This is a genomic window from Erythrobacter sp. S249, assembly GCF_057364975.1.
In genome coordinates this window covers 563,089-587,937 of sequence record NZ_CP200287.1, presented here as the reverse complement: position 1 = coordinate 587,937, position 24,849 = coordinate 563,089, and the positions used below count along the sequence as shown (strand labels likewise).

27 protein-coding genes and 1 tRNA gene are annotated in these 24,849 nt (G+C 59.1%); 10 read left to right on the top strand and 18 right to left on the bottom strand.

The annotated features are described in order from the left end of the window. Position 1: 1 nt before the first annotated feature. The gene (gene dnaG / locus AC0V6V_RS02860) at positions 2 to 1,924 is read right to left on the bottom strand and encodes a DNA primase (protein ID WP_486163959.1); all 1,923 of its coding nucleotides are present in this window, start codon (positions 1,922 to 1,924) and stop codon (positions 2 to 4) included. A 71-nt stretch (positions 1,925 to 1,995) separates the two neighbouring features. After that, on the bottom strand, positions 1,996 to 2,460 hold the full coding sequence (locus tag AC0V6V_RS02855) for a GatB/YqeY domain-containing protein (RefSeq protein WP_486166193.1): 465 nt from the start codon (positions 2,458 to 2,460) through the stop codon (positions 1,996 to 1,998). 157 nt (positions 2,461 to 2,617) lie between these two features. On the opposite strand from AC0V6V_RS02855, the gene carA reads away from it, so the two are divergent. From carA to greA, 6 genes are all read left to right on the top strand, one after another. Beyond that, on the top strand, positions 2,618 to 3,799 hold the full coding sequence (carA, locus tag AC0V6V_RS02850) for a glutamine-hydrolyzing carbamoyl-phosphate synthase small subunit (RefSeq protein ID WP_486163957.1): 1,182 nt from the start codon (positions 2,618 to 2,620) through the stop codon (positions 3,797 to 3,799). A gap of 318 nt (positions 3,800 to 4,117) precedes the next feature. Continuing rightward, positions 4,118 to 4,474 (top strand): hypothetical protein, encoded by a 357-nt coding sequence (locus tag AC0V6V_RS02845; protein ID WP_486166192.1) that lies wholly within the window; start codon positions 4,118 to 4,120, stop codon positions 4,472 to 4,474. An 8-nt stretch (positions 4,475 to 4,482) separates the two neighbouring features. Beyond that, entirely contained in the window at positions 4,483 to 4,992 is a 510-nt protein-coding gene (locus AC0V6V_RS02840) for a hypothetical protein (RefSeq protein WP_486166191.1), read from the top strand. Next, positions 4,989 to 5,405, top strand: a complete 417-nt coding sequence (locus AC0V6V_RS02835) for a hypothetical protein (protein WP_486163953.1) — start codon at positions 4,989 to 4,991, stop codon at positions 5,403 to 5,405. The genes AC0V6V_RS02840 and AC0V6V_RS02835 overlap by 4 nt, the downstream gene beginning before the upstream one ends. A 56-nt stretch (positions 5,406 to 5,461) precedes the next feature. After that, a complete protein-coding gene (gene carB / locus AC0V6V_RS02830; protein WP_486166190.1) occupies positions 5,462 to 8,815 on the top strand; it encodes a carbamoyl-phosphate synthase large subunit in 3,354 nt (1,117 codons plus the stop codon). Between the two features lie 113 nt (positions 8,816 to 8,928). Then, positions 8,929 to 9,405, top strand: a complete 477-nt coding sequence (gene greA / locus AC0V6V_RS02825; RefSeq protein ID WP_486138896.1) for a transcription elongation factor GreA — start codon at positions 8,929 to 8,931, stop codon at positions 9,403 to 9,405. 19 nt (positions 9,406 to 9,424) lie between these two features. On the opposite strand, the gene AC0V6V_RS02820 is transcribed toward greA, so the two are convergent. The 6 genes from AC0V6V_RS02820 to AC0V6V_RS02795 form a co-directional block, all read right to left on the bottom strand. After that, entirely contained in the window at positions 9,425 to 9,913 is a 489-nt protein-coding gene (locus AC0V6V_RS02820) for a GNAT family N-acetyltransferase (protein WP_486163951.1), read from the bottom strand. A gap of 30 nt (positions 9,914 to 9,943) precedes the next feature. Continuing rightward, positions 9,944 to 10,174, bottom strand: a complete 231-nt coding sequence (locus AC0V6V_RS02815; protein ID WP_486138898.1) for a DUF4170 domain-containing protein — start codon at positions 10,172 to 10,174, stop codon at positions 9,944 to 9,946. A 102-nt stretch (positions 10,175 to 10,276) separates the two neighbouring features. After that, positions 10,277 to 10,840 (bottom strand): hypothetical protein, encoded by a 564-nt coding sequence (locus tag AC0V6V_RS02810; RefSeq protein WP_486163950.1) that lies wholly within the window; start codon positions 10,838 to 10,840, stop codon positions 10,277 to 10,279. Continuing rightward, the gene (locus tag AC0V6V_RS02805) at positions 10,833 to 11,285 is read right to left on the bottom strand and encodes a hypothetical protein (protein WP_486163949.1); all 453 of its coding nucleotides are present in this window, start codon (positions 11,283 to 11,285) and stop codon (positions 10,833 to 10,835) included. The genes AC0V6V_RS02810 and AC0V6V_RS02805 overlap by 8 nt, the downstream gene beginning before the upstream one ends. Continuing rightward, on the bottom strand, positions 11,282 to 11,767 hold the full coding sequence (locus AC0V6V_RS02800; protein WP_486163948.1) for a phage holin family protein: 486 nt from the start codon (positions 11,765 to 11,767) through the stop codon (positions 11,282 to 11,284). The genes AC0V6V_RS02805 and AC0V6V_RS02800 overlap by 4 nt, the downstream gene beginning before the upstream one ends. A 23-nt stretch (positions 11,768 to 11,790) precedes the next feature. Continuing rightward, the gene (locus tag AC0V6V_RS02795; protein ID WP_486163947.1) at positions 11,791 to 12,438 is read right to left on the bottom strand and encodes a hypothetical protein; all 648 of its coding nucleotides are present in this window, start codon (positions 12,436 to 12,438) and stop codon (positions 11,791 to 11,793) included. A 170-nt stretch (positions 12,439 to 12,608) separates the two neighbouring features. Here AC0V6V_RS02795 and eno point away from each other — a divergent pair, with 170 nt between their 5' ends. Next, the gene (gene eno / locus AC0V6V_RS02790; protein ID WP_486163946.1) at positions 12,609 to 13,895 is read left to right on the top strand and encodes a phosphopyruvate hydratase; all 1,287 of its coding nucleotides are present in this window, start codon (positions 12,609 to 12,611) and stop codon (positions 13,893 to 13,895) included. 37 nt (positions 13,896 to 13,932) lie between these two features. Here eno and AC0V6V_RS02785 read toward each other — a convergent pair whose 3' ends face one another. The 4 genes from AC0V6V_RS02785 to ribB all read right to left on the bottom strand — a co-directional run bounded on the left by AC0V6V_RS02785 (position 13,933) and on the right by ribB (position 16,843). After that, entirely contained in the window at positions 13,933 to 14,580 is a 648-nt protein-coding gene (locus AC0V6V_RS02785; RefSeq protein ID WP_486166189.1) for a MarR family transcriptional regulator, read from the bottom strand. A 221-nt stretch (positions 14,581 to 14,801) separates the two neighbouring features. After that, a complete protein-coding gene (locus AC0V6V_RS02780) occupies positions 14,802 to 14,996 on the bottom strand; it encodes a hypothetical protein (RefSeq protein WP_486163944.1) in 195 nt (64 codons plus the stop codon). Between the two features lie 167 nt (positions 14,997 to 15,163). Next, positions 15,164 to 15,586: a 6,7-dimethyl-8-ribityllumazine synthase gene (ribH, locus tag AC0V6V_RS02775; RefSeq protein WP_486163943.1), complete on the bottom strand. Its 423-nt coding sequence runs from the start codon at positions 15,584 to 15,586 to the stop codon at positions 15,164 to 15,166. A gap of 6 nt (positions 15,587 to 15,592) precedes the next feature. Next, the gene (ribB, locus tag AC0V6V_RS02770; protein WP_486163942.1) at positions 15,593 to 16,843 is read right to left on the bottom strand and encodes a 3,4-dihydroxy-2-butanone-4-phosphate synthase; all 1,251 of its coding nucleotides are present in this window, start codon (positions 16,841 to 16,843) and stop codon (positions 15,593 to 15,595) included. A 360-nt stretch (positions 16,844 to 17,203) separates the two neighbouring features. Here ribB and AC0V6V_RS02765 point away from each other — a divergent pair, with 360 nt between their 5' ends. Both AC0V6V_RS02765 and AC0V6V_RS02760 read left to right on the top strand, forming a co-directional pair. Further along, complete coding sequence (locus AC0V6V_RS02765) at positions 17,204 to 18,319, top strand: CaiB/BaiF CoA transferase family protein (protein WP_486163941.1); 1,116 nt, start codon at positions 17,204 to 17,206, stop codon at positions 18,317 to 18,319. Continuing rightward, positions 18,319 to 18,606, top strand: a complete 288-nt coding sequence (locus AC0V6V_RS02760) for a YciI family protein (RefSeq protein WP_486163940.1) — start codon at positions 18,319 to 18,321, stop codon at positions 18,604 to 18,606. Before AC0V6V_RS02765 ends, AC0V6V_RS02760 begins: the two co-directional genes overlap by 1 nt. Before the next feature lie 67 nt (positions 18,607 to 18,673). On the opposite strand, the gene AC0V6V_RS02755 is transcribed toward AC0V6V_RS02760, so the two are convergent. Together AC0V6V_RS02755 and AC0V6V_RS02750 are read right to left on the bottom strand one after the other, a co-directional pair. After that, positions 18,674 to 18,749 (bottom strand) — tRNA-Lys (locus AC0V6V_RS02755). Between the two features lie 100 nt (positions 18,750 to 18,849). Further along, on the bottom strand, positions 18,850 to 19,224 hold the full coding sequence (locus AC0V6V_RS02750; protein WP_486166188.1) for a hypothetical protein: 375 nt from the start codon (positions 19,222 to 19,224) through the stop codon (positions 18,850 to 18,852). A gap of 79 nt (positions 19,225 to 19,303) precedes the next feature. On the opposite strand from AC0V6V_RS02750, the gene AC0V6V_RS02745 reads away from it, so the two are divergent. Further along, positions 19,304 to 20,155, top strand: a complete 852-nt coding sequence (locus AC0V6V_RS02745) for a helix-turn-helix transcriptional regulator (RefSeq protein ID WP_486163938.1) — start codon at positions 19,304 to 19,306, stop codon at positions 20,153 to 20,155. Positions 20,156 to 20,162: 7 nt separating this feature from the next. On the opposite strand, the gene rodA is transcribed toward AC0V6V_RS02745, so the two are convergent. From rodA to AC0V6V_RS02725, 4 genes are read right to left on the bottom strand one after another with little or no spacing between them, the layout of a single operon-like run. Further along, complete coding sequence (gene rodA / locus AC0V6V_RS02740; protein ID WP_486163937.1) at positions 20,163 to 21,290, bottom strand: rod shape-determining protein RodA; 1,128 nt, start codon at positions 21,288 to 21,290, stop codon at positions 20,163 to 20,165. After that, entirely contained in the window at positions 21,287 to 23,395 is a 2,109-nt protein-coding gene (gene mrdA, locus AC0V6V_RS02735; RefSeq protein ID WP_486163936.1) for a penicillin-binding protein 2, read from the bottom strand. Before mrdA ends, rodA begins: the two co-directional genes overlap by 4 nt. After that, on the bottom strand, positions 23,395 to 23,949 hold the full coding sequence (locus tag AC0V6V_RS02730) for a rod shape-determining protein MreD (protein WP_486163935.1): 555 nt from the start codon (positions 23,947 to 23,949) through the stop codon (positions 23,395 to 23,397). The genes mrdA and AC0V6V_RS02730 overlap by 1 nt, the downstream gene beginning before the upstream one ends. Beyond that, positions 23,949 to 24,839 (bottom strand): rod shape-determining protein MreC, encoded by an 891-nt coding sequence (locus AC0V6V_RS02725; protein ID WP_486163934.1) that lies wholly within the window; start codon positions 24,837 to 24,839, stop codon positions 23,949 to 23,951. The genes AC0V6V_RS02730 and AC0V6V_RS02725 overlap by 1 nt, the downstream gene beginning before the upstream one ends. Positions 24,840 to 24,849: the final 10 nt, after the last annotated feature.

Here is a 24,849-nt window from a genome sequence, read left to right as displayed (position 1 = left end):
ATTAGTCCGTTCTAAAGTCGCTCGCCGGATCGTCATCTGGCGTCGAGGTTAAATCTGTTGTCGCCGCTTGTGCGGCCTTGCGGCGCCCGAAGGCCTTCAATCGATCGTTCAATAATGTCTGGCTTTGTCGTAACCGGGCTTGCTCAGCCATCGATCCTTCAGGGTCTTCGTCAAACCTAGCGATGGTTGCCAATAGCGCAGCATCCAGCGCAGGTCTTTCGACCAGTAACGACACAGCTTCAGCCAATTCCTCGCTCGCATCACTCGGTGTGGTGCCTTCTCTGAGGAAAGCATAACGACTATCGTCCGGTGGGGCGGGAAGGCCTTGCGCCTCTGATATGGCGTTTGTGCCACCCGAATCAAGCGTTTCTGCAAGTTCGAACAAGGATTCCACCAGATCATTTGTTTTCGGGTCGAGTTGTGCGAGCCGTGTGAGTGCCTCTGAGTGGCGCGAAATCTCGTTTGGATGACGGACCAGGCCAGCGATTACGGCGCGTGATAGAGCATCGCGCATCCCGCCGGACATGGCGCGTTGCAATTGGCCTCGCGCCTCCGCCGACAGGGTTGGATTGCGCGGTTTGCTAAAGCCTTGGCGGCTGCCGCCACCTCCGCTGCGCCAGTTTGAGTTTGATCCGCTGCGCTGCTCTCTCGGTGGGAACGCAAAGGCGGAGTAACGGTCCAGCAATTCGCGGCGGTAAAGGGCCGCGATGTCGCCGTGTCCGATGGTGTCGACATGATCGAGCAGGCGCTTCTTAAGGCCCGCCTTGGCTTCGGGACTATCGAGAGGCTGCGCATCGCGCTCAAATTGCCACAGAGTTTCTAGCAGGCTGGCGGGTTCGCTCAGCAATTTCTCCATTGCTTGCGGGCCGCTTTTGGCGATCAGATCGTCCGGGTCCATGCCGCTGGGCAGGCGCACAATGTTTAGCGAGCGCCCCGGCGCGAGCATCGGTAAAGCTCGGCCAATTGCGCGCATCGCCGCCTTTTGCCCCGCATTGTCGCCATCAAAGCAAAGGGTCGGAACCTCAACCATGCGCCACAGCATTTCCAGCTGCATCTCGGTTAGCGCCGTGCCGAGCGGGGCGACGGCGTCTTCAAACCCCGCCTGCGCCAGTGCGACGACATCCATATAGCCCTCGACCACGATCACCCGGTCCGTTTGCCGAGAGGCGGGGGAGGCGCGGTGCAGGTTGTAAAGCGTACGGCCTTTATCGAACAGCGGGGTGTCCGGCGAATTGAGGTACTTCGCGATGCCATCACGCTTGCCCAGAATGCGCCCGCCAAAGGCGATCACCCGCCCGCGTGCGTCCTGAATCGGCAGCATGATGCGGCCCCGGAAGCGGTCATATTTGGTGCCATCATCGGTGGCGATCCGCATGCCGGTCTCGACCAGCATCGTCTCGTCAAACTTGGATAGCGCGCCCGCCAGCGCCTGCTTGCTCTCTGGTGCATAGCCGAAACCGAAATCATCCAGCACTTTGCGGGTAAGGCCGCGGCCCTTCAAATATTCCTGAGCCTCGCGCGCCTCTGCGCTCGATCCGCTGCGCAAATTGTCCATGAACCAATGCTGCGCATCACTGGTTACATCGATCAGGCTGGCGCGCTTTTCCGCTTTCTTTGCTGCTACAGGGTCCGGCGCGGGGACTTCCATCCCGGCCTCGGCGGCTAGTTCCTTTACCGCATCCATAAAGCCCATGCCGCGTTGGTCGGTCATCCAGCGGATTACATCGCCATGCGCGCCGCAGCCAAAGCAGTGGTAGAAGCCCTTTTGATCATTGACCGTAAAGCTGGGCGATTTCTCGTCGTGAAACGGGCAGCACGCCTTCCACTCGCGCCCCGCCTTTTGCAGCTTGTCGGTGCGCATGATGACCGTCGACAGCGTCACCCGCGCGCGCAGTTCGTCCAGCCATTGCGGGGAAAGTGCCATAAGAAGAAAATGCGCCTAGTCGCCGCCGCAATCAAGCGCGGCTTGTGGAACAATCTGTGCGTGATCGCGCCTTAAGAAAGCGCTGCCTTCACCAGCCCGCTCGCCATTCCGCCATCGAGCAACGCGCCGTGGCGCTTTTTCAGCTCGCCCATGAGCCGGCCCATATCTTTCATGCTGTCTGCGCCAAGCTCTGCTTTGATCGCGGCGATAGCGGCGGCGGTTTCTTCCTCGCTCATCATCGTCGGCAGGAATTCTTCGATAATGCTCAGCTCCGCCTGTTCCTTCGCGGCCAGTTCCGCGCGTCCGCCGTCCTCATACATGGTGATCGATTCGCGCCGTTGTTTCGCCATTTTCTGCAGGACTGAGGTCACCAGCTCATCATCCGGTGTCTCTTTGCCTGATGTGCGCATTTCAATGTCGCGGTCCTTAATCTTGGCCGAGATCTGGCGCAGGGTCGCTGTGCGTTCCTTTTCGCCCGCTTTCATCGCAGTAATCGTGGCCGCCTTAATTGTGTCGCGCATGGTACCTTCAGGCATCGTCTGGGTCTTCTTTTTGTCTAAGCTGTGGATGATTGAGTGTTTGGCCGCGCTCTAACGTGTTTCGGGCCGCTCGACTAGGTTGACGTGGCGGCCACTGCGCCCTAGCTGCTGGGTCTTAGCGACATTGCTGGAAACCACTGACTCGGAGCGCCCTATGGCCGACACCGCATCTTCTCGCGCGCAACCCACCGGCGCGACGGGAGTCCTTGTTTTGGCCGATGGTTCGGTGATCTGGGGACGCGGCTTTGGCGCCGCCGGTGAAAACGTGGGTGAGGTCTGCTTCAATACGTCGATGACCGGCTATCAAGAGGTGATGACCGATCCCAGCTATGCGGCGCAGATCGTGACGTTCACTTTCCCGCATATCGGCAATGTCGGCACCAATGGCGAAGACATTGAGAGCCAGGTGGAGGGCGCGGTTGGCTGCGTCGTGCGCGAGGATGTGACGGAGCCGTCAAACTTCCGTTCTGCTGAACGCTTTACGGAATGGATGACGGCCAATGGCAAAATCGGGCTGGCCGGGGTTGATACCCGCGCGCTGACCCGCCGCATCCGTCTGTCCGGCGCGCCCAATGCCGTGATCGCGCATTCGCCCAGTGGCACCTTCGATATTCCCGCATTGATCAAGCGCGCGCAGGATTGGGCCGGGCTAGAGGGAATGGACCTCGCCAGCCGGGTCTCTCGCGAGGCGCAAGAAAACTGGGAAGGCGGATATTGGCGCCTGGGCCACGGTTATGGCCGCGCGGCGTTTGACGCGACCCCGCATGTGGTCGCGATTGATTACGGGTCTAAGGACAACATCTTTCGCAATCTGGTGCGGGCTGGCGCGAAAGTGACCGTAGTGCCTGCGCAGACCTCCCTTGAGGATATTTTGGCGCTGTCGCCAGACGGCGTGTTCCTGTCGAACGGGCCGGGCGATCCGGCGGCAACGGGCGAGTTTGCGGTGCCGGTGATCAAGGCTCTGCTGGAGCGTGACATGCCGCTGTTCGGCATTTGCTTAGGCCATCAGTTGCTGGCGCTGGCCGCGGGCGCAAAGACGGTGAAAATGCACCAGGGCCACCGCGGCGCGAACCACCCGGTTCAACGCGTGGGCGAGGGCTGGGGCGAGACGCTCGAGCTGGTCGAGATTACCAGCATGAACCACGGTTTTGCGGTGGATGCCGATAGCCTGCCGGACACGCTTGAGCAGACGCACGTATCGCTGTTCGATGGCTCCAATTGCGGTATCGCGGTAAAGGGCAAGCGCGCATTCGGCGTGCAATACCACCCAGAAGCCTCGCCAGGCCCGCAAGACAGCTTCTACTTGTTCGAGAAATTCGTTGGGGGGCTGGGGTGAGCACGATGCCCAACGTATTTGGATTTCTTAATAGACGCACAAATTTTTTGTCCGTTGGCGTTCGACTGTGTTCGATTATCGCTGGGATTTGCGCGCTGCCTCTTGCCTTCGTGGTTCCTTGGATTGCGGTTTGGTTGCTTATCCTAATGACCATCATTGTTGTTGGGACGTTTGGCATTTGGGCATTTCATGCCATTCGGAATCCCCATCTGCTGGATTCGGAAGAGCACACTGAGCAAATGGGAGCGATTTCGGTTTACGGGACAAACAGAGGGCCGGAAGATTCTATGACCATATCTGTCGATCCCGGCGCACCCCATGAAAACCCTAACTTGGGACGTCAAGATCAACTGGCGGATGCGTCAGGAGATCAAAGTGAATAGTTATATTTACGTCTTATCGTATACGCATTCGGGCATTTCGGATGAAGATAAGCTACGAGTGATGATTGCTCAAAACCGGGATATTGATAGTTGGTATCAGCCCTTTGTAGGCTCTTATCTGGTCAAGTCGCAGATGCCGCTACAGTTGCTAAGCGATCAATTTAGAATGTTTTTTGGAAGCAGCTTTTTCACGTTAACGTATGTTGTTCCCCACCTAATCGGCGGTTCACTTCCAAGTCCGATTTGGGATTGGATCAACAACACACCAAATCCAACTCTGACGCAAAGCTAATGGACCAGATGAAGTCTCTCAGTTGCGTAACGTTTCTCGCCCTCTCGCTCACCGCCTGCGATAACCCATTCGAAAACAAAGACTGGCGTGAGGTTGAAGAGACCGCTGAGGAATGCGCGGCGCGTTTGTCTGGCGATCTTGAAGTGAAGCAATTGCTGGAGGCGGCCGAGGGGCAGGTCGTCCCGACCTATGCTTTTGACATCACCAAGATGGAACTGATGGCGATTAATGAGATGATCGTTCCTGCATCGGGGGATTCGCGCGGTTCGCTGCGGACGTCCGCTTTTGGAGCGACTGCGCCGCCTGTCGCCGCCTTTATGGAACTGAGCGTGACGGAAGACGGCGCGTTTTATTTCGGCGACGATCCCTCGCTTTACCGCGTGCGCGGTGAGGCCATGCCGGGTGATCAGGTGCTGTCCACGGGCTGCGCCATGCAAAAGCCGGGAATGCGCCTGATCAGTTTCAAGCTTCAGAATTCAAGCGGCAGTAGCGCCGATGGCGGAGGCGAAGACCAATGAACCGATATATCAAGCTTCCAGTACTTGCTGTCGCAGCTTTCGCCACGCTGGCCTGCGCCGCGGCGGATGCTCAAGGCCATCCAGAGCACGCCAATTCTGAGAACGTCGTGGTCGACTATGATCATAAAGAGCACGAAGGTGATCGGGCAGTGTCCAGATATCAAATCGAAGTGCACTCGGGCATGGGAATTCCGGGTTCACCCGGTGCGAGCACTTACGTCCGCAACGCTCGATCCGTGATGGAGGGCATTGTGGCCGAATGCGCGCTTGGCAAGACAATTTACGGCCAAGCAACCGACGGCGTATCAATACTATTCTTGGTCAAGCAAAGCCTATCAGAGCAGCAGCTCGCCTGCATCCGCAAGGCGGAGCGCCCCGGATTGCGCCTTAGAGATCGGGGCACCAACGGATGATCCCCGCCGCCACGCCTCTCACCTATCACAACCATCCTTTTAAGGTTCACGCCTAGATGCCCAAACGCAGCGACATATCCTCCATCCTCGTCATTGGTGCCGGGCCGATCATCATCGGTCAGGCGTGCGAGTTCGATTACTCGGGCACTCAGGCGATCAAAGCGCTGAAAGAGGAAGGGTACCGGGTCATTCTGGTCAATTCCAATCCGGCCACGATCATGACCGATCCGGAATTTGCCGACCGCACCTATGTGGAGCCGATTACGCCAGAGATCGTCACCAAGATCATTGAGAAAGAGCGCGCGGCGTATCCTGATGAGAAAATGGCCTTGTTGCCGACGATGGGCGGGCAAACCGCGCTTAACTGTGCGCTTGCGCTGGATGCGGATGGCACGCTGGAGAAATTCGGCGTTGAGATGATCGGCGCGAAAGCAGACGCGATCGATAAGGCGGAGAACCGCCAGCGTTTCCGCGATGCGATGGATGCCATCGGCCTGGAAAGCGCACGCAGCGGCGTCGCCAACACGCTGGAGGAAGCGCGCGAAATTCTGGAGCGCACTGGCCTGCCATCGATCATCCGGCCCAGCTTCACGCTTGGCGGCACGGGCGGCGGCATCGCCTATAACAAGGCGGAGTTTGACAAGATCGTTTCCGAAGGGCTCGACGCATCGCCCACCACCGAGGTTCTGATTGAGGAATTGCTACTCGGCTGGAAAGAATATGAGATGGAGGTCGTGCGCGACCGCAAGGACAATTGCATCATCATCTGCTCGATTGAGAATGTCGATGCGATGGGCGTGCACACCGGCGACAGCATCACGGTCGCCCCGGCGCTGACGCTGACCGACAAAGAATATCAGATCATGCGCACCGCCAGCCTCAATGTGCTGCGCGAGATTGGCGTGGAAACCGGCGGGTCGAACGTGCAATTCGCGGTCAATCCCAAGGATGGCCGCTTGATTGTGATCGAGATGAACCCGCGCGTTTCGCGCTCATCCGCGCTGGCTTCCAAAGCCACCGGCTTCCCGATTGCCCGCGTCGCTGCGAAACTGGCGGTCGGATACACGCTGGACGAGATCACCAATGAGATCACCGGCGCGACCCCGGCCAGCTTTGAACCGACGATTGACTATGTCGTTACCAAGATCCCGCGCTTCGCGTTTGAGAAATTCAAAGGGGCAGAGGCGAAGCTTTCCACCGCGATGAAATCAGTCGGCGAAGTGATGGCGATTGGCCGCAACTTCCAGGAATCCATGCAGAAGGCATTGCGCGGTCTGGAAACCGGGCTCGACGGGTTCAACCGCGTCCGCGAGCTAGAAGGGGTGAGCCGCGATGTCGTCACCGCCGCGCTCAGCCAGCGCACACCGGACCGCCTGCTAAATGTTGCTCAGGCCATGCGCGAGGGGATGACGCCCGCAGATATTCAGCCGATCACCGGTTATGACATGTGGTTCCTGCGCCAGATTGAGGCGATTGTCGCGGCAGAGAATGACATTGCTCAAAATGGCCTGCCACAAGATGCAGACGGGCTGCGCGCTCTGAAGGCGATGGGCTTTTCTGACAAGCGGCTGGCGACTTTGGCGGTGCGTTCTGTCGGGGTTGCGGGCGGCATGGCAGAGACACAGGCGAAGCGCAGCGGGCTGCTGCATGATGCGCTCCACGCGATGGCCGGGGCAACCAGCGAGGACGAAGTGCGCGCGCTGCGCGAACGGCTGGGCGTGCGCCCTGTGTTTAAACGGATCGACAGCTGCGCCGCCGAATTTGAAGCGATCACGCCCTATATGTACTCGACCTATGAGGCGCCGACGTTCGGAGAGCCGGAATGCGAGGCTGACCCGTCGGACCGCAAGAAGATCGTTATTTTGGGCGGTGGCCCAAACCGGATCGGGCAGGGGATCGAGTTCGATTATTGCTGCGTCCACGCGTGCTTCGCGCTCGAAGAGGTCGGGTTTGAGACCATCATGGTCAATTGCAATCCAGAGACCGTCTCGACCGATTACGACACATCGGACCGCCTTTATTTTGAGCCGCTGACCGCGGAAGATGTGCTCGAGATTTTGCGGGTTGAACAATCCACCGGCGAGCTGGTGGGTGTGATCGTGCAATTTGGCGGACAAACGCCGTTGAAACTTGCTCAGGCGCTGGAGGATGCAGGCATCCCGATCCTGGGTACATCGCCTGATGCGATTGATCTGGCCGAAGACCGCGAGCGCTTTGCCAAGCTGGTCAACAAGCTCAACCTAAAGCAGCCAGCCAATGGCATTGCGCGCAGCCGTGATGAAGCGGCCGCTGTTGCTGCGCATATCGGTTATCCGGTGCTGCTGAGGCCATCCTATGTGCTGGGCGGACGGGCGATGGAAATCGTCGATTCTGAGGCGCAGCTTGATGATTACATCAACACCGCCGTCAACGTCTCGGGCGAGAGCCCTGTGCTGATCGACCAATATCTGCGCGATGCGATTGAGTGCGATGTCGATGCTTTGTGCGATGGCGATGAAGTGCGCGTCGCCGCCGTGATGCAGCATATCGAAGAGGCGGGCGTGCATTCCGGCGATAGCGCCTGCACACTGCCGCCATATTCGCTGCCGCCAGAAACCATCGCTGAAATGGAGCGTCAGGCAGAGGCGTTGGCATTTGCGTTGGGCGTGCGCGGCCTGATGAACATTCAATTTGCGGTAAAGGAAGAGGGCGACAAGCAGGTCGTCTATCTGATCGAGGTGAACCCGCGCGCCAGCCGCACGGTGCCGTTCGTTGCCAAAGCCATCGGTCAACCGGTCGCCAAGATCGCTGCTCGGGTGATGGCGGGCGAGAAACTGGCGGACTTCCCTGCCTTCCGCCGCGATCTGCCCTATATGGCGATTAAGGAGGCAGTGTTCCCATTCGCTCGCTTCCCAGGCGCCGATCCGATCCTGACCCCGGAAATGAAATCAACCGGCGAAGTGATGGGCATCGACACCAATTTCGAGGCAGCCTTCCTCAAATCGCAGCTGGGCGCGGGCATGACGCTGCCACGCGAAGGCACTGTGTTTGTCTCGGTTAAGAACAGCGACAAGAGCGTGATCGTGCCCGCCGTGCGCGGTATGATCGACAAAGGCTTCAAAGTGGTCGCGACCGGAGGCACGCAAACCTATCTGGCCGAGCAGGGCCTTGCGGTTGAAAAGGTCAACAAGGTCGCAGAAGGCCAGCCGCATATTGTCGACAAAATCATCGATGGTGAGATCGCGCTCATCTTCAACACCACCGAGGGTTGGCAATCGCTGAGGGACTCCAAATCGATCCGCGCCACCGCTTTGGAAAAGAAGGTTCCGTATTACACAACGGCCACCGCATCGAAGGCGGCGGCGGCGGCAATTGGCGCTGTAAAGCCAAGCCAGCTTGAAGTCCGCGCGTTGCAGGACTATTATGACTAGGTAATACAGCGAAGTTTCCCGACATTTCGATGCAATCTCGCCGCCTCGGCAGAAGCGGTGATGCATGAAATGACCCATAGTTTCGGGCACTTACGTCAATAGAAAGAGACGGAATGGCGACGATGGAAAAAGTTCCAATGCTGGCTGAGGGCTATGAGCGGCTAACCACCGATCTGAAGGCTTTGCGTGATGAACGCCCGAAAATTGTTGATGCGATCGAAGAAGCTCGCGCGCATGGCGATTTGTCGGAGAATGCTGAATATCACGCTGCAAAAGAGCGTCAGGGCCAGGTCGAAGCCATGATCGGCGATATCGAGAGCAAGGTCAGCCGCGCTCAGATTATCGATCCATCGACGCTCACCGGCGACAAAATCGTGTTCGGCGCGACCGTCACTTTGCTCGACGACGATGACAAGCCGATCAAATATCAGATCGTTGGTGAGACCGAGGCTGATGCCGCCGCCGGTCGCATTTCATTCAGCTCGCCATTGGCGCGGGCGATGATCGGCAAACAGGTCGAAGACGAGATCGAGGTGACGGTGCCGTCTGGCGACAAGTTTTACCTCGTCGACAAGATCGAATTCATCTAAATTTGCGGGCGAAGCTGCTCTAGGTGAGCGGCTTTTCCATCGCGAAATTGTGGATCGGCACGCCGTCTAATTCAAAGTCACGGCGATGCTGAACCACGTAACCTGCACGCTCAAACGCGGCGCGGGCGAGTTCGCTCGCCTCGGTAAACAGGCGGGCGGTAGATTGCTCGCGTGCGTGCACTTCCGCTGCTCTTAGAACCCTCTCTGCCAGACCGCGGCGCGTGTGGTCCGGATGGCAATAGAGGTGATCGAGGTGGCCGCCGTCCTCCGCTGAAATCTCCAGCAGCGAATAGGCCTGAGCCACATCATCTTTATCAGCAGCGATGAAGATTGCCGCACCCGCCGCCACGCGTTCGCGAAACCGTTCGCCGCCTGGCACGCGGCCAGCCCACGCGTCAATTTGCTCAGGCGAATAGCCGCGAGGGCCAATCGCGAGGATCGCAGCCTGCATGATATCTCCGAGCCGATCCGCATCGGCGTCGCGGTATGGACGGATGGTGTATTCCACCGCGCTTCGACCTCGCTCTAGCGAGGGCGCTTAGGCGTCGGGCGTGAGCAGGTGGTGGATGTGCACCACCACATATTTCATCTCAGCATCATCGACGGTGCGCTGAGCCTGGGCGCGCCAAGCCTCTTCAGCGGCGTCATAGCTGCTGAACACGCCGACAACGTGGATGCTTTCCGGATCAGCGAACTCGATCCCACGAGGGTCGGTTACGCGGCCACCCATGACGAGGTGGAGCTTCTGGGTTGGAGTGGTTTCTTCCATGTTTGGCGCCTTTCCTTGGGGAGCAAGAATGTCTCCGCGCGCCTTAAAGCAAGCGTGGCTGGGCGCAAGTCCTGCGCATTAACACATGGAGCGACGTGGAGCTTAGCGGGTGACACGGCCCTTGATGTCGCGCACCGCGCGTTCTGCCTTACGTGTCGCTCGGCGAGAAATCGCGCGCGTCGTGTCGCTGGCGCTGCCCACCGCATGGCTCGCATCGCGTTTGAGCTCGCGCGCTTTTGCGGTTCCGGCATCGCTCAGGTCTTCGATCGCATCTTGCCCGCTTTGCGCGGCATCCATCGCGCTATCGATCGCCTTGATCCCATACGCGATCACCGCGTCGCCGATCAGCGATAGCACCTCGTTGCTGCGTTTCTTGGCGCCAGTGAGAGAGGCGGTTTTGACGGTCTCAACGCCTTTCTTTGCGCCGCTCACCGCGCCTTTGGCGGCCTTGCCAGCCGCGCGGCGGCCCGGCTTCGTCATCATGCCAATCGCGAGGCCTGCTGCGACCGCGCCGCCAATCGCCACGGCGGGGTTCTTTTTGATGAACTCGCCTGCCGCGCTCGCCGCCTCTGCCGCATCATCGCCGATGGTCCGCTTTGCATTGCGGCGCTCGCTGGCTTCGATTTTGGCGCGCAGCTCGTCTCGCTTGTCGCCTGTGTCAGTCATTTTCGTCTCCGGGTATTGTCTCGCTGAGCGCATCCTCAGGGGAGGGAACTGCGTCCTCTGCGGCTATCTCAATATTGGCGACTTCCTCGCCATCATCCAACGCGCCATCTTCTGAGGCTTCTGTCTCAAAGTCATCCTCCGTGTCGTCACCGTCTTCGTCGGCTCCGATCAGCTCCAGGCCGAGCCCTTCTAGGATGGGTCCGCGCGCAAACCATAGGGCGATGGCGCCAAATAGCGCTGCGATAATGCCGCGATTGTCGCTTGCAGCTTCGCCAGCATCGCCCAGCGCGTCTTTCGCGCCAGTGCCAATGCGGCGGACGGTCCGCTCTGCCAGACCCTTGCCGGACAGGCCGGTCTTGAGGTGTGTGATGTCGTCCTTGAGCGCGGCGAGGGCCGCGTCGCGCAGAGCGCGGTCTTCAAGGAATTGCTTGTCCAGCTTGCTCATGCCTTGTCATCGCCCTTGAACAACGCGACGAGGCCCAGAGCATTGCTGCGGACCAGCAGCAGCAAGCCGATCACGCCGAGCAGCAGAACGCCGACCACAATACCAATCGCGCCCCAAATCGTGACCAAAGGCTCCAGCGCAATGACCATGCCAACCGCCAAGGCGATGAACATCAAATGCAGCAGGATAAGCGCCAGGATCGCAAAGACGAGCGCGCCGCCGACCTTGCGACCGGCTAGCCCTGCGCGCCGCTTCTGAAACGCAAGCTCTGCCTCGGCATAGGTGCGCCCATCATCGATCAGCGCCGCAATCTCTTCGGTTAGAGATTCGCTGAATTCATCGTCATCTGTGTTGTCGGGCAAGGGGGCGTCAGCGTGATCAGGCACAGCCTTGCCATCCACCGGGCTCAGGCCCGCTGGCGTAGCATCCGGGAGAGGGTTCGCATCCTCTCCCAGACGGTCTGGCTGTTCCTCATCACGCATGCACAGCCCCTTGCAAGCGCAGATTAATCGTTAGAGCCGCGGAACATGCGCGCGATCAGGAAGCCTGCAACGGCGGCCAGACCAACGGCAACGCCGGGGCTTTTGCGGACCATTTCGCGGGCATCTTCGCCCAGCTCATCCACGCTCTTTGCGTCAAGCTTTGCAGAGGCTTCAACTAGGCTGCGCGAGGCCTTGCGGGCGTAATCGCCATATTGCTCGCCGAAACGCTCATCGATTTGAGAAGCGGTATCGCCAACAACGCGGCCAACCGATGCGATTGCGTCGCTGGTTGCTGCTTTGCCTTCGGTTGCCAGTTCGCCGGCCTTGGTTTTGGCTTGCTCACCATAAGCTTTCGCGTCTGCTACCAAATCGTCACTCTTATTCATTGCATTCTCCCGGTAAGATCCAGCGCGCGTCCCAGCCTCAGCGCGCAGTGCGGCTGCGCCTGCTTTGGCCTCTTCTAGCGCTGCGTTAAAGCGGCTTTTCGCTTCAGTACGGTGCTCGCTGCCAGTTTCAACCGGCACGGCAGGCATTTTTTCAGCTGATTTCGCGCTTGCGCCTGTTTTCTTGGGTGCGGCCTTCTTGGCAGTGGATGCCTTCTTCGCCGGAGCCTTCTTAGCCGTGGTCTTGCCGCTCTTCGCAGCGGGTTTGGTCTTCTTTGCGTCAGCCATAGGTCTGTTTTGATCCTCCAGATACGTATTCACGGCGGATGTATAGGGGCACACCCGCTTCAATGGTCCAACGCGCCTTGCGCGGAATTGATCCGAAGCATAGAGCGCATTTGCTCTCATTATATGGGGGTGTCTTAGTAATATACAACACATTCTCTCCGGAGCAAAACATGACTGCGATTATCGATCTGCACGGCCGCGAAATTCTGGACAGCCGGGGCAACCCAACCGTTGAAGTGGATGTGTTGCTGGACGACGGCAGCTTTGGCCGCGCGGCGGTGCCTTCTGGGGCATCGACGGGCGCCTATGAAGCGGTTGAGCTGAGAGATGGCGATGCGGCGCGTTACAAGGGCAAAGGCGTGCTGAAAGCGGTCGATGCGGTGAACGGCGAAATCGCAGAGATGCTGGACGGCCTGCACGCCGAGGATCAGCGCGATATCGACATGGCGATGATCGCTTTGGACGGCACAGAGAACAAGGGCCGCCTCGGCGCGAACGCGATCCTGGGTGTCAGCCTGGCCGTAGCGAAAGCGGCAGCGAATGCGCGCGGTCTGCCGCTGTTCTCATACCTCGGAGGGGTCTCGGCCCACCGTCTGCCCGTGCCGATGATGAACATCATCAATGGCGGCGAGCACGCGGACAATCCGATCGATATCCAGGAATTCATGGTTATGCCGGTTGGCGCGCCAACTTTGGCCGAGGCGGTGCGCTGGGGCTCTGAGATTTTCCACACGCTGAAGAAGGGTCTGTCCGACAAAGGTCTTGCGACATCCGTCGGCGATGAAGGCGGCTTTGCTCCTGATCTTGCGAGCACGCGTGCGGCGCTCGATTTCATCATGGCCTCGGTCGAGCAAGCTGGCTTTACGCCCGGCAAAGACGTGGTCCTCGCGCTCGATTGCGCCGCCACCGAGTTTTACCGCGACGGCAAATACGAAATCTCAGGTGAGGGCGTGTCGCTCGATGGTCCGGGCATGGCTGACTATCTGGCGAAACTGTGCGCAGACTATCCAATCCGATCAATCGAAGACGGTATGGATGAAGATGACTTTGACGGCTGGGCAGCTCTGACGCAGGCGGTTGGCGACACAGTTCAGCTGGTTGGCGATGATCTGTTCGTGACCAATCCTGCGCGTTTGGAAATGGGCATCGCCAAGGGTCTGGCAAATTCGTTGCTCGTGAAGGTCAATCAGATCGGCACGCTTACCGAAACTCTGGCTGCGGTCGATATGGCGCACCGCGCGAGCTACACCTCTGTGATGAGCCACCGTTCGGGTGAGACAGAAGATTCCACCATCGCCGACCTGGCTGTTGCGACCAATTGCGGGCAGATCAAGACCGGCTCGCTTGCCCGCTCTGACCGCCTCGCGAAGTACAACCAGCTGATCCGGATTGAGGAAGAGCTGGGCGCGAGCGCAGCCTATGCTGGGATGGGCTGTTTCGGTTCGCTGAGCGCGTAGACCTCGCAGCAGCGGGTTGGATGCGTTGGCGCGGTAGCTAAGCCGCGCCGCGCTTCACCGCCTCTTCAAAATAGCGGTCCATCGATGCCAGGCCGGTGTCGCTGAGGCGCACCAAAACGCGGCGCTGATCCTCGGGGTCTTGCTCGCGCAGGATAAGGCCCTGTTCCGCTAGCACGCCGAGCCAACGTAGGCCCGTGGTGGGCGGCGCGGCGGAGCCGATGCAGGCGCTGGACACAGAGACAGACTTATCGTCGACATGCGCGACGTAGAGGTCGAGCAGGATGTCCCAAGCCGGCTCGCCAAACAGGTCAGGATCACCGAAGAAGGTGCCGCGCGTACGGCGCACATCATAGGCCTTGCGCGCCATCAGTGCGTAGCTGCGCCGCCGGGCTGACAGGTCTGCTGGTGCGCTCTTTGGCGCGTCTGGGCCTGGGCTAGCGGTACCTCCATCCCACGCGTTCGCGCCAGCTCCCCTCGTGGCGTGGGCAAGCGAGGCGAAAGCCGCTGCCTGATCGCCGGAGCGCAATTGCTCTGCGATGGCGATCAATTGGTCCGCAACGGGCGTAAGGTCGCCATGGGATTGGGGCGCGTTTGGCCTCGGACCGTTCTCGTTTTCGAAGGACGCAGGCTCAACCGTTGCACCATGACCTGTCAGGGCGCTGTTTGTAACACGCTGTTCGGACATGTCGCCGTCCGACGCATTGCGATCTGACAAAGGTGATCTGCGAGCCCTATCCATGGTTAGCTCGGTGCAATCTTAGTAAGAGATGTGAAACTCGGCCGAACCAAGCAATCCTCCTTGCACATATGGGCTTGAAGATTGGTTGAACGGTTTGCCCCCGGTCACCCTGTTTTGCCCTGATGTCCCTCCATAATGGAGTCGAACATCGTTGGCATTACGTGTGATTACGCATGTGGCCGTTTGGGCGGCTTTGGTCCCTCTATTCCTGACATGAAATCCATGCGCAGTTTGGTGATCGCTGCATCCACATGTGCAGCGGCAATAAAGGCGCCGATCCTGTCCAGATGCGATAGCTGGGCCTCTAGGGTCATGATGATCGGCGCAATCTCAGCTTGGATTGCGTTCTCTTGAGCGGTCAAAACAAATCGATCCCAATTCGAAGGTCATTTTCGGCGTCCCGCGCACTGCAACGCGCGCCGAATTGATGGCTGCTAATTCAAACTAATGCCTTCATAAAATCTACAGAGGGAAACTACGTAGTTTTCGCCCGATAATTCAAGATTGGGACAGCTTCCTATAGGTGCGATCAGCGCGGGAACCTCTGCGTCAGCTCCAGCAAGGCCAGCGCCGCTTTCGCCGCTTCGCCGCCTTTATCCTTGGCCGCAGGGTTGGCGCGTTCTAACGCTTGCGCTTCGTTTTCGGTGGTGATGATGCCGTTGCCAATTGGAATGCCATCCATGGTCAGCGCCATAATTGCCCGCGCGCTTTCCCCGGCCACGATCTCAAAGTGATAGGTTTCGCCGCGGATCACCACGCCTATTGCGACAAAGGCGTCATAGCCTCCGCCTTCCACAGCCAGCGCAACCGCGCCCGGGATCTCGAGCGCTCCGGGCACGGTCAGCACTTCTGCCTCATGCCCCGCGGCCTCAATCGCGGCCTTCGCGCCAGCGATCAGCATGTCATTTAGGTGCGCATAGAAACGCGCTTCGACGATCAGAATGCGGGCCATAGTGTTTTACTCCGGAATGGGGTGGTGCCCGACGATGTTCAGGCCGTAGCCTTCGATCGCCACGACATTGGGCTGTGAATTGGATAGCAGGATCATATCATCCACGCCCAGATCGGCGAGGATTTGTGAGCCGATGCCGACATTGCGATTGGCTTCATCGGCGGTGTATTCGCCGCTGGACCCGACCCGACCGGTCAGGATCACGATGATGCCAGATCCGTGCTCACCAATCGCCTGCATTGCGCGCTGCAAAGTGCGCTTGCGCGGGCCGGGCTGGCCCAGCACATCGTCAAACACCGAGATTGGGTGAACGCGGGCGAGGGTGGCCTCACCGGGCTGAATATGGCCCTTTTGCAGAACGTAGGCCTCGTTGTCGGACACCGTGTTGCGATAGGTGATCATCCGCCATTGCCCGCCATAATCGGAATCGAACGCGCGTTCTCCCAGCCGCTCAACCAGATGGTCGTTGCGCATCCGATAAGCGATGAGATCGCGGATTGTCCCGATTTTGAGATCATGCTTGCGGGCGAAGGCGACCAGATCATCGAGCCGCGCCATCGAGCCATCATCGTTCATGATTTCGCAAATCACGCCGCTGGGGTTGAGGCCAGCGAGGCGCGAGATGTCCACCGCCGCCTCGGTATGGCCTGCGCGCACCAGCACGCCGCCATCACGTGCGGTTAGCGGAAAGACGTGACCGGGGGTGACAATATCGTCCGGGCCCTTGGTCGCATCAATCGCAACCGAGACGGTGCGCGCACGGTCCGCCGCAGAGATACCGGTGGTCACGCCTTCTTTCGCCTCAATCGAGATGGTGAAAGCGGTCTGCATGCTTTCCTTATTGTTGCGGCTCATCGGCTCTAAGCCCAGCTGATCGACCCGTGCCTTATCGAGCGACAGGCAGATCAGGCCGCGCCCGTGAGTTGCCATGAAGTTGATCGCGGCCGGCGTTGCCATTTGCGCCGGGATGATCAGATCGCCTTCGTTTTCACGGTCTTCATCATCGACTAGAATGTACATCTTACCATTGCGGGCTTCGTCGATGATCTCTTCGATCCCGACCAGAACGGGGCGCTCGTCATTGGCGTCCAGAAACGCCTCCAACTTGGTCAGCGTCTCTGTCGTGGGGTTCCAGTCCTCATCTGCGCAATCGCGCAGAGTGTTGGCGTGGAGGCCAGCGGCGCGGGCGAGGCCGGCTTTGGTCATCTCGCCGCTTTCGACGAGTGTGCGGACGCGTGTGATTATCGATGTGCTCATATTTGCAAGATATCACATTTCAATGTGATTTCAAGGGGTGGGGGTGCGCTCTGTGGAACACATTTGCAACTCTCGAAACTGTGACTTTTGGGCGAAAGCGCTCTTTTCCAGCCACTTACACCTCAAATGCAACGTGACGTTGTGACTTTTGGGATGTGTGCAATCCTCGCGCACCGCCGCATCAATCCATATCCACAATGAAAAAGAGCCATGGCTGGGCTAGCAAAACTGCACTGAGTAGGAAAAACGTGGCCATCCCGGCTTTGACCTTCGCACAAGTCCGCTTACACGTGATGCAAGGCCCGCCTGCAATCGCGGTGCTTTTCCTCGAAGCAAATAATGGCGCGGTTCTGAACGATTATGGGCAAGCTTTCAGGGATTACAGTCCTCGACCTAACGCAGTTTCTGCCCGGTCCAATGATGACCGTGATGATGGCAGACCAAGGCGCGCGCGTTATCAAGATTGAGCCACAAGCAGGCGATCCCGCTCGCGATATGCAGCCGCGTGCCCGCTATGATGGTGCTGATCATTCGGTGTGGTTTGCGAACCTCAATCGCGGCAAGGAAAGCGTGGTTCTGGACCTCAAGAGCGAGGTTGGCCAAACCACTTTAGCTGAGCTTTGCCGCACTGCTGACGTTTTTGTCGAAGGGTTCCGACCCGGCGTGATGAAACGGTTGGGTTTCGATTTTGACAGCGTGAGAGCGATCAAGCCCGATATCATTTACTGCTCAATCTCGGCCTTCGGCCAAACTGGCGAACTCGCGCATCACCCGGCGCATGATGTGGCGGTGCAGGCGCTCGCTGGGTTTTTATCGGTGAATGATGGGACCGACGGAACGCCCGTGGTCCCCGGCGTGGCCAGCGCGGATTTGGCGGCGGGGCTAACGGCCCTGTCCGCCGTTTTGATGGCGCTCGTTGGTCGTTCTAGCAGCGGCGAGGGCGCCTATATTGACTGCGCCATGTTCGACAGCCTGCTGCCATGGAGTGCGCACACTGCCAGCAGCGCGATAGCGGGCGGGCAAAGCCCGGTTTCATCGCGCCAGCGATCATTGGGCGGAGCAGGCTTCTATCAGATATACCGCACCAAAGACGCGCGGCACGTCGCGCTTGGTGGACGAGAGATCAAGTTTGCAAAAAACCTGCTCGCCGCATTAGGCCGCCAAGACCTGATTGCTCATGCTGAGCGCGAGGCAGGAGAGCAGGGCGAACTGATCCAATTCCTGCGTGACACCTTCAAAACGAAATCGCGCGATCAGTGGGAGGCGTGGTTTGCAGACAAAGATGTTGCATTCGCGCCTGTTCTGAACTTTCGTGAGGCGCTTGACCAGCCGCATATTGCCGAACGCGGACTGTTGATCGAGGCGGACGGCGGTGCCAATCATATTGCGCCCGCGATCCGGTTCTCAGGCGATGATTGGCAAGCTGGTGTGGTGCCGCAACTTGGCTCAGGCCTCAAACAGAATGAAGGTTCCTAATGCCGCTATATGCTTTCTACTGCCGTGATGGAGAGAACGGCCCCGCATTGCGCGAGAGGTTCCGGGCCCAGCACATGGCGCATGTCGAGGCGCATCTTAATGACTACGTGGTTGCTGGTCCGCTGATGCAGGATGGAGAGCCAGCGGGGTCTCTGTTGGTGATCAAAGCCGCCGATGAAAAGGAAGCCCGCGCCAAATTCGAAGCTGACCCCTATTTCAGCGCTGGCGTGTGGCAATCGATCCGCGCATCGGAATTTCGCGCGGTCATTGGTGAATGGGCGGGCTGATTGGCTTGGGGCCAGCAGCTACGACCATGCAGCCGCACCGCGAGAACATTCGCCTAAAGTAAAGGGATGGTGGACGCACTAGGGTTCGAACCTAGGACCCGCTGATTAAGAGTCAGCTGCTCTACCAACTGAGCTATGCGTCCATCTGGCCGCTTCGATCATTATCGATGCTGCCGGCTTGCCGAGGCTCGAAGGCCCCAGTTGGGCCATGCCGATTCGGCGAAGGCGCTGCGTATAGCGCGCTTATCGGCGATTGGAAGGTGTTTTGGGTGCTTCGGTCAATTGCGATAACTTGCGTTTTGCTTTTTCCGTGAGCTCAATTCTCGATTCAAACTCATCGTGCAGCGCCGAGATGATCGTGATCATGCCGTCATCCTGAAGACGCGCGACAAGGTTTAGGGCTGCGCTTTGGGTTAGCCCGGCGACGCGGTGAACCTGACGCAGGCTGGTCGATTGTCCGGCGCATTCACGGCTGTAGACACCTCCCAATAGGGCAACGACAGCAGCAACCTCTAATGCGTTGTGCGCGTCGGCGAGACCAATATTTGATGACGCTTCGCCTGAGCGGCTCCGAAATGGGAGCGCGCGGGCAAAGCGATCGCGCATGCGCACTCGCATAGCGAACTCCTTAAATCAAAAAACCACGATGCCCCATGATTGGCCCGCGCCGCACGCAGGCCAATCAGGAGGGCTTTGGATGCAAACCTATCTGCGTGGGAGGTTCGGCTTGGTTCGACCCGAGGGCCGAAGCGCAGATGCTTACAGTTTTGCTATAGGGTTAATGATCGCAAGGCATAAGTCGCCCGATTGGGGGACATGTGTTACATTGTACCGAGATATGCAGCGATACTTTGCAAAAATTGAGCAATTTGAAGATCTCAGTGAGCTCTTGCATTTCGGTCGGCAAATTCAATCTGATCACGGTGTGATACGGCAGAGTTACCACTTTTCTCCCATTTTCGAAGAACCCAATTCCATTGGCACGATCGTGTATTCGCATGGATTCAGCCGCGAATGGTTAGAGCGTTATGACCAGTCAGAATTCAGATTGTCGGATCCTATTCCGAGCAGAACGCTGGAGCATGGTGCGATGCTGACATGGGCTGAGGCAATGGAGGTCGGTGAGAACACCCCTGCTAATCTGCAATACTTTGAGGAGCTGAAAAAAGAGGGGTTGGTGCATGGCTTTGGCATTCCCTTGTTCGGTCCGAGAGGCCGCAATTCGTATGCTTCCTATGATTTTGGTCGCCCGGTCTCCGAAGTGGATGATGCAGTCTTGGGCGCAGTTCGTAGCGTTGCCCAAGCCGCGCACCAGAGGGTGTGCGTGCTGATCGACAACACTCAAGCCGCACCAGAGCTGTCTGATCGTGAAAAAGAGGTGCTGGGATGGATCGCGCACGGGAAGTCTATTGGCGTGATTGCGACTATACTCGATCTGTCGCCAGAAACGGTGAAGACCTATTCAAAGCGGACATATGAGAAATTGGGCGTGTCTGACCGGGTGGGGGCGACCGTGAAGGCGTTGAAACTCGGCCTGATCAAGATCTAGCTTAGGCTCAGTTCTCTAGGCCGCCGCGCGGGGCGTTTCTGTTCCAGCGGTTGACCATCATCAGTGCACCGATACAGATCATGTTCGTCATCATGGACGATCCGCCATGGCTCATGAAGGGTAGGGGGATGCCCACCACCGGCGCCATGCCCATCACCATCATCAGATTGACGGCGATGTAGAAGAAGATGGTCGCAACCATTCCAGCGGCCACCAAGCTAGAGAACCGGTCCCGCGAAGTCAGCGCAACGCGCGTGCCCCAACGCAGGATGATCGCGAAGATCCCGATCACGAAGATGCCGCCGATGAGGCCCCATTCCTCCGCCATTGTCGCAAAGACAAAGTCGGTGTGCGGCTCTGGCAGGTATTGCAGATGGCTTTGCGAGCCATTGTTGAAGCCTTTGCCAACAATGCCCCCCGAACCAATTGCGATCTTGGATTGAGCAATGTGATAGCCTGCGCCCAGCGGATCGCTTTCCGGATCGAATAGGGTCATGACCCGGCGCTGTTGATAGTCTTGCAAGCCAAAGAAGAATGCGAGCGGGGCTGCAATTGCGGCCAGGATGCCGCCGCCAATGAACCACCGTAAGGGGAGGCCGGCGAGCAACATGACTACCGCGCCGCCAAAGGCGATGGCCAGCGAAGTGCCCAGGTCTGGTTGGAGCAGCACGAAAGCCATCGGCACAGCGATCAAAGCGCCGGGGATCAGGATCGCTCTCCAATCCGTAATCAGGCCCACAGGCAGAGAGGCATAGAAGCGAGCGAGCACCAGTACGATAACAGGCTTCATCAGCTCGGATGGTTGAAGCACCATAAAGCCGAAGTCGATCCAGCGCTGGCTGCCGCCGCCGACTTGGCCAATCACCTCAACTGCGATCAGCAGCAGCAAGACGCCGATATAGGCGGGATAGGTCATGAACTTCACAAACTCGCGCGGCAAAGAGGCGATGATCGACGCCATCACGAGGAAGACCGAAAAGCGAATTAGGTGCGAGCTTGCGAATGGCTGCATAGAGCCGCCGGCGGCAGAATAGAGCACGGCTGCGCCAAACAAGACAAGCAGCAACAATGGTATCAGCATGGCCCATGGCTGGCGCGCGATGGGCTCTGGAACGATGCTACCGGCGCGGCTCATGGTGTGCCTGCCGGCGTTGAGGGCGGGGCATTGGGAGCCGTTGGACTGAGGGTCTGGTTCGCAGTAGGCGTCGGCGCGCCGCGCGGAGTGGCTTCCTCACGCGGGGCGACAAAGTCTTCCGCGATCTCTTCGGATTGCTGCGCAGCGACGCGGGCCTCGGCCTCTACCTGATCAAAGATGTCTTCATCGCGGCGCGGGGCCGCCACGACGGCCTCACCGCGCTCTGCGGCATAGCGGGCGTATTTGTTATCAAGCCGCTGCTGCGCGGTGCCGCCCCATTGCTTCTCCAGGGCGTTGAGCTTTTCCAAGCCCTTAGCCGGGTCGAACATGAAGGTCATAACGTCGCGCGCAATTGGGTAGGCTGCGCCCGAGCCGCCGCCATGCTCGATCACTACCGCACCGGCATAGCGCGGATTGTCGAACGGCGCGAAGAAGGTGAACAGGCCGTGGTCGCGGTACTTCCATGGGCCGGACCGGCCATCAGATACGCTAAGCGAGACCACCTGCGCGGTCCCGGTTTTGCCCGCCATTTTGATGTCTTGAAACGGCAAACGCCCGCGACCCGCTGTGCCAGGGCCGTTCACAACATCACTCATCGCCTGACGCACATAGCGGACATGCTCATCGGGAAAGTCGACTTGGTCAAAGCCTTTGGGCGCCGCATCCATCGTGAGGCGCGGCATAACATGCCGACCGGTTGCGAGCCGGGCAGAACTAACCGCGAGTTGCAGCGGGCTGGCGAGATAATAGCCCTGACCAATGGAGGCGTTGACCGTGTCGAACGGCTCCCAAGCGCGATCAAACTTGTTCCGCTTCCACTCCGCATTGGGAACAGTGCCGTAAAACTGGCTGGTGACGGGGAGGGGGAACTCTTCACCCATGCCGGTGAGCTTGGCCATTTCGGCCACTTTATCGAAGCCGATCAGCTGCGCGAAATGATAGAAATAACTGTCGCAGCTTTGATAGATCGCCTTGGCCATATCGACCCGGCCATGATTGCTCCAGCAATTGAAGAAGCGATTGCCGATCCGCCGCCCGCCAGCGCAAGTGATCGCTTCATCAGGGCTGATGCCTGCCTTCAGGAAAGCCATGCAGTGCATTGGCTTTACCGTCGAGCCAGGTGGGTAGAGCCCCTTTAGAACCTTATTGCGCAGAGGGATGCGCGCATCCTCGCGCAGCATCGCATATTCGACGCTGCCAATGCCGTCGGAAAAGCTGTTCGGGTCAAAGCTGGGCATGCTGGCCATGCAGAGCAGATCACCCGTCGCGCAATCCATCACCACGACGGAGCCAGACTCGAGACCAATCCGGCGTGCGGCATAATCTTGCAGCGGGCCATCAATGGTCAGGCGGACAGGATCGCCTTGAATGTCCTCGCGAGTGTCGAGGTCGCGGATAATCCGACCTGATGCGGTCACTTCGACCCGGCGAGCGCCCGGTTCTCCGCGCAATTCCTGCTCGAACTGTTTTTCTAGCCCGTCTTTGCCGATTTTATAGCCCGGCGTGATCAGCAGCGGATTGCGCTCTTCCTCGTCATATTCTTCGGCATTGGCAGGGCCAACGTAGCCGATCAAATGCCCGACGCTTGGCCCGGTCGGGTAGAACCGAGAGAAACCGCGCTGGGGCACCACGCCCTGCATATCTGGCAGGCGGACGCTGAGAGCGGCGAATTGTTCGTAGTCGAGACCGCTGGCGACCTCGACCGGTTGAAACCCGCTGACCGCTGCGACTTTCTGTTTAACGTCGGCAATGCGCGCCGGGGATAGTGAGAGCAGGGCGCCAATTTCATCAATTGTCGCATCGGCATCGACCAGCCTGTCTGGAATCAAATCGACCCGAAAGTCTGCTCTGTTAGAAGCAAGAGGCGCGCCATTCCGGTCCAGGATCCAACCGCGGCGCGGCGGGATCAGGGTGAGATTGACGCGGTTGCTTTCTGACTCAAGCCGGTACTTTTCGTTCTCGGCAATCGCGAGATAGCCCATGCGCGCCGCCAGCAGAACGCCGATCCCGCCCTGGATCGAGCCCACCACCATACTGCGCCGGTCGAACGTGTTCTTAAGGGTTGAGGCGCTGACAATCGGTTGGTTGCGTCGACGCTTCGCCATCAGCCAATCCTCCGCGAACGCGAGAGCCGGTATCTATCGAGCCAAGCAACCATGCGGGATATTATCGGATAGAGCAGGACAGACAGCAAGACTTGCGGCACCGCAGCAATAAGTTGGTGGATCGTAGGGGCAGCGCCGGACACTGCCGTTGCGGCAAAGATATACAGAATGATGGCTAAACCGGCGCTGAACCAGTCCTGCCAAAACCCGCGCCATGGGAAACGGGTTTCGATCATTTCGAGCGCAATCATGGCGAGCGACCATAGCAACACGGCGCTGCCAAACGGCTGTCCGCTGAACAGATCATCGAATGCGCCCAGCGGCACGCCGACCCAGAGCGGCAGAAGTCCGGGACGCATGATCCGCCAAGCAATCAGCACGATGAAGCCGATTGGCGGGGCAAGCGGCATCACATCGGCCAGCAGGACAAATGGCACCAGCGAGCCGATCAAGATGGAGGCATAGGGTACAATGCTGGCGCGCAGCGGCGACTGCGTGCGGTTGATCCGGCTACCATATCTGTCTGATCTCGCCGCCGGGCTGTAGCGTTCCATTACTCCGCTAGCTCCAGCTCTATCGGAGTGTCCGCGCCTTCCACCGCTTCGGGCTGCCACAGCGGCTCGACCGATACGAAGTCAGTTGCCGATGGGTCCGCGATCAGGCGGGCAATGCCGCCGTCATTGGTTTTCTCGCTAAGGATCGCGACGGCAACGCCGGGGCGGTAATATCCCCCTGCGCCGCTGGTCAGGAAGATATCGCCAACCTCCAATGGATTGACGCCCAGATTGATCAGGCGGATCCGCAGCAATCCGTCTCCGCGCCCTTCCGCAAAAGCAACCGTTTCATCGGTGGCGCGCCGCACTGGCAAAACACTCTCGCTGTCGGTCAGCAGCAATATGCGAGAGCTGCTGCGCGAGACTTCCAGCACGCGCCCGACGACGCCTCTGGCGCTGCGCACGGACATGCCAATCTCGACGCCATCATTGCGGCCCGCACCAAGATAAGCGAAGCGGCGACTGCTGGTAGAGCTTGATCCGACAAGCCGCGCAACCGCGACGGGTTCGGTTTCCGTCACTGACAGGCCGAGCAATCCCTTGAGGCGGATGTTCTCTTGCTCGACGGCTTTGGCCTCCGCCAGGCGGATGCGCGCGATCTCAACTTCTTCGCGTAGGGCCGCGTTTTGTTGACCCGCCTGATAATATGCGGTGACCCTGTCCCAGAAACTGTCGCTGCCGCTGCGTACCACCGCGGCGCCTTCGCCGGCCGGGGCCGCAACGTCGGTCGCCGCACCGCGCAGGTCAGAAAATGCGCTGGGTTGCCAATAGGAGATGACGAGCAGGCCCGCGCCAATCAGCGCGCCAATCCCCGCGAGGAGATAGCCGGTAAAGACCGAATATTGTGCCCTGCGCGAATGGCCCGAGCGCCGGGATGAATTCGGCGCCATGCCTGTTTCT

What these genes read in the sequence shown, in the direction of transcription:
- AC0V6V_RS02800 (WP_486163948.1), bottom strand. Translation starts at nt 11,767, where the DNA reads ATGCGTGATGAGGAACAGCCAGACCGTCTGGGAGAGGATGCGAACCCT.
- AC0V6V_RS02815 (WP_486138898.1), bottom strand. Translation starts at nt 10,174, where the DNA reads ATGGAAGAAACCACTCCAACCCAGAAGCTCCACCTCGTCATGGGTGGC.
- greA (WP_486138896.1), top strand. Translation starts at nt 8,929, where the DNA reads ATGGCGACGATGGAAAAAGTTCCAATGCTGGCTGAGGGCTATGAGCGG.
- eno (WP_486163946.1), top strand. Translation starts at nt 12,609, where the DNA reads ATGACTGCGATTATCGATCTGCACGGCCGCGAAATTCTGGACAGCCGG.
- AC0V6V_RS02805 (WP_486163949.1), bottom strand. Translation starts at nt 11,285, where the DNA reads ATGAGCAAGCTGGACAAGCAATTCCTTGAAGACCGCGCTCTGCGCGAC.
- AC0V6V_RS02765 (WP_486163941.1), top strand. Translation starts at nt 17,204, where the DNA reads ATGGGCAAGCTTTCAGGGATTACAGTCCTCGACCTAACGCAGTTTCTG.
- AC0V6V_RS02760 (WP_486163940.1), top strand. Translation starts at nt 18,319, where the DNA reads ATGCCGCTATATGCTTTCTACTGCCGTGATGGAGAGAACGGCCCCGCA.
- carA (WP_486163957.1), top strand. Translation starts at nt 2,618, where the DNA reads ATGGCCGACACCGCATCTTCTCGCGCGCAACCCACCGGCGCGACGGGA.
- mrdA (WP_486163936.1), bottom strand. Translation starts at nt 23,395, where the DNA reads ATGGCGAAGCGTCGACGCAACCAACCGATTGTCAGCGCCTCAACCCTT.
- AC0V6V_RS02725 (WP_486163934.1), bottom strand. Translation starts at nt 24,839, where the DNA reads ATGGCGCCGAATTCATCCCGGCGCTCGGGCCATTCGCGCAGGGCACAA.
- AC0V6V_RS02835 (WP_486163953.1), top strand. Translation starts at nt 4,989, where the DNA reads ATGAACCGATATATCAAGCTTCCAGTACTTGCTGTCGCAGCTTTCGCC.
- ribH (WP_486163943.1), bottom strand. Translation starts at nt 15,586, where the DNA reads ATGGCCCGCATTCTGATCGTCGAAGCGCGTTTCTATGCGCACCTAAAT.
- AC0V6V_RS02795 (WP_486163947.1), bottom strand. Translation starts at nt 12,438, where the DNA reads ATGGCTGACGCAAAGAAGACCAAACCCGCTGCGAAGAGCGGCAAGACC.
- AC0V6V_RS02855 (WP_486166193.1), bottom strand. Translation starts at nt 2,460, where the DNA reads ATGCCTGAAGGTACCATGCGCGACACAATTAAGGCGGCCACGATTACT.
- rodA (WP_486163937.1), bottom strand. Translation starts at nt 21,290, where the DNA reads ATGAGCCGCGCCGGTAGCATCGTTCCAGAGCCCATCGCGCGCCAGCCA.
- AC0V6V_RS02745 (WP_486163938.1), top strand. Translation starts at nt 19,304, where the DNA reads ATGCAAACCTATCTGCGTGGGAGGTTCGGCTTGGTTCGACCCGAGGGC.
- ribB (WP_486163942.1), bottom strand. Translation starts at nt 16,843, where the DNA reads ATGAGCACATCGATAATCACACGCGTCCGCACACTCGTCGAAAGCGGC.
- AC0V6V_RS02750 (WP_486166188.1), bottom strand. Translation starts at nt 19,224, where the DNA reads ATGCGAGTGCGCATGCGCGATCGCTTTGCCCGCGCGCTCCCATTTCGG.
- dnaG (WP_486163959.1), bottom strand. Translation starts at nt 1,924, where the DNA reads ATGGCACTTTCCCCGCAATGGCTGGACGAACTGCGCGCGCGGGTGACG.
- AC0V6V_RS02810 (WP_486163950.1), bottom strand. Translation starts at nt 10,840, where the DNA reads ATGACTGACACAGGCGACAAGCGAGACGAGCTGCGCGCCAAAATCGAA.
- AC0V6V_RS02785 (WP_486166189.1), bottom strand. Translation starts at nt 14,580, where the DNA reads ATGTCCGAACAGCGTGTTACAAACAGCGCCCTGACAGGTCATGGTGCA.
- AC0V6V_RS02840 (WP_486166191.1), top strand. Translation starts at nt 4,483, where the DNA reads ATGAAGTCTCTCAGTTGCGTAACGTTTCTCGCCCTCTCGCTCACCGCC.
- AC0V6V_RS02730 (WP_486163935.1), bottom strand. Translation starts at nt 23,949, where the DNA reads ATGGAACGCTACAGCCCGGCGGCGAGATCAGACAGATATGGTAGCCGG.
- carB (WP_486166190.1), top strand. Translation starts at nt 5,462, where the DNA reads ATGCCCAAACGCAGCGACATATCCTCCATCCTCGTCATTGGTGCCGGG.
- AC0V6V_RS02845 (WP_486166192.1), top strand. Translation starts at nt 4,118, where the DNA reads ATGAAAACCCTAACTTGGGACGTCAAGATCAACTGGCGGATGCGTCAG.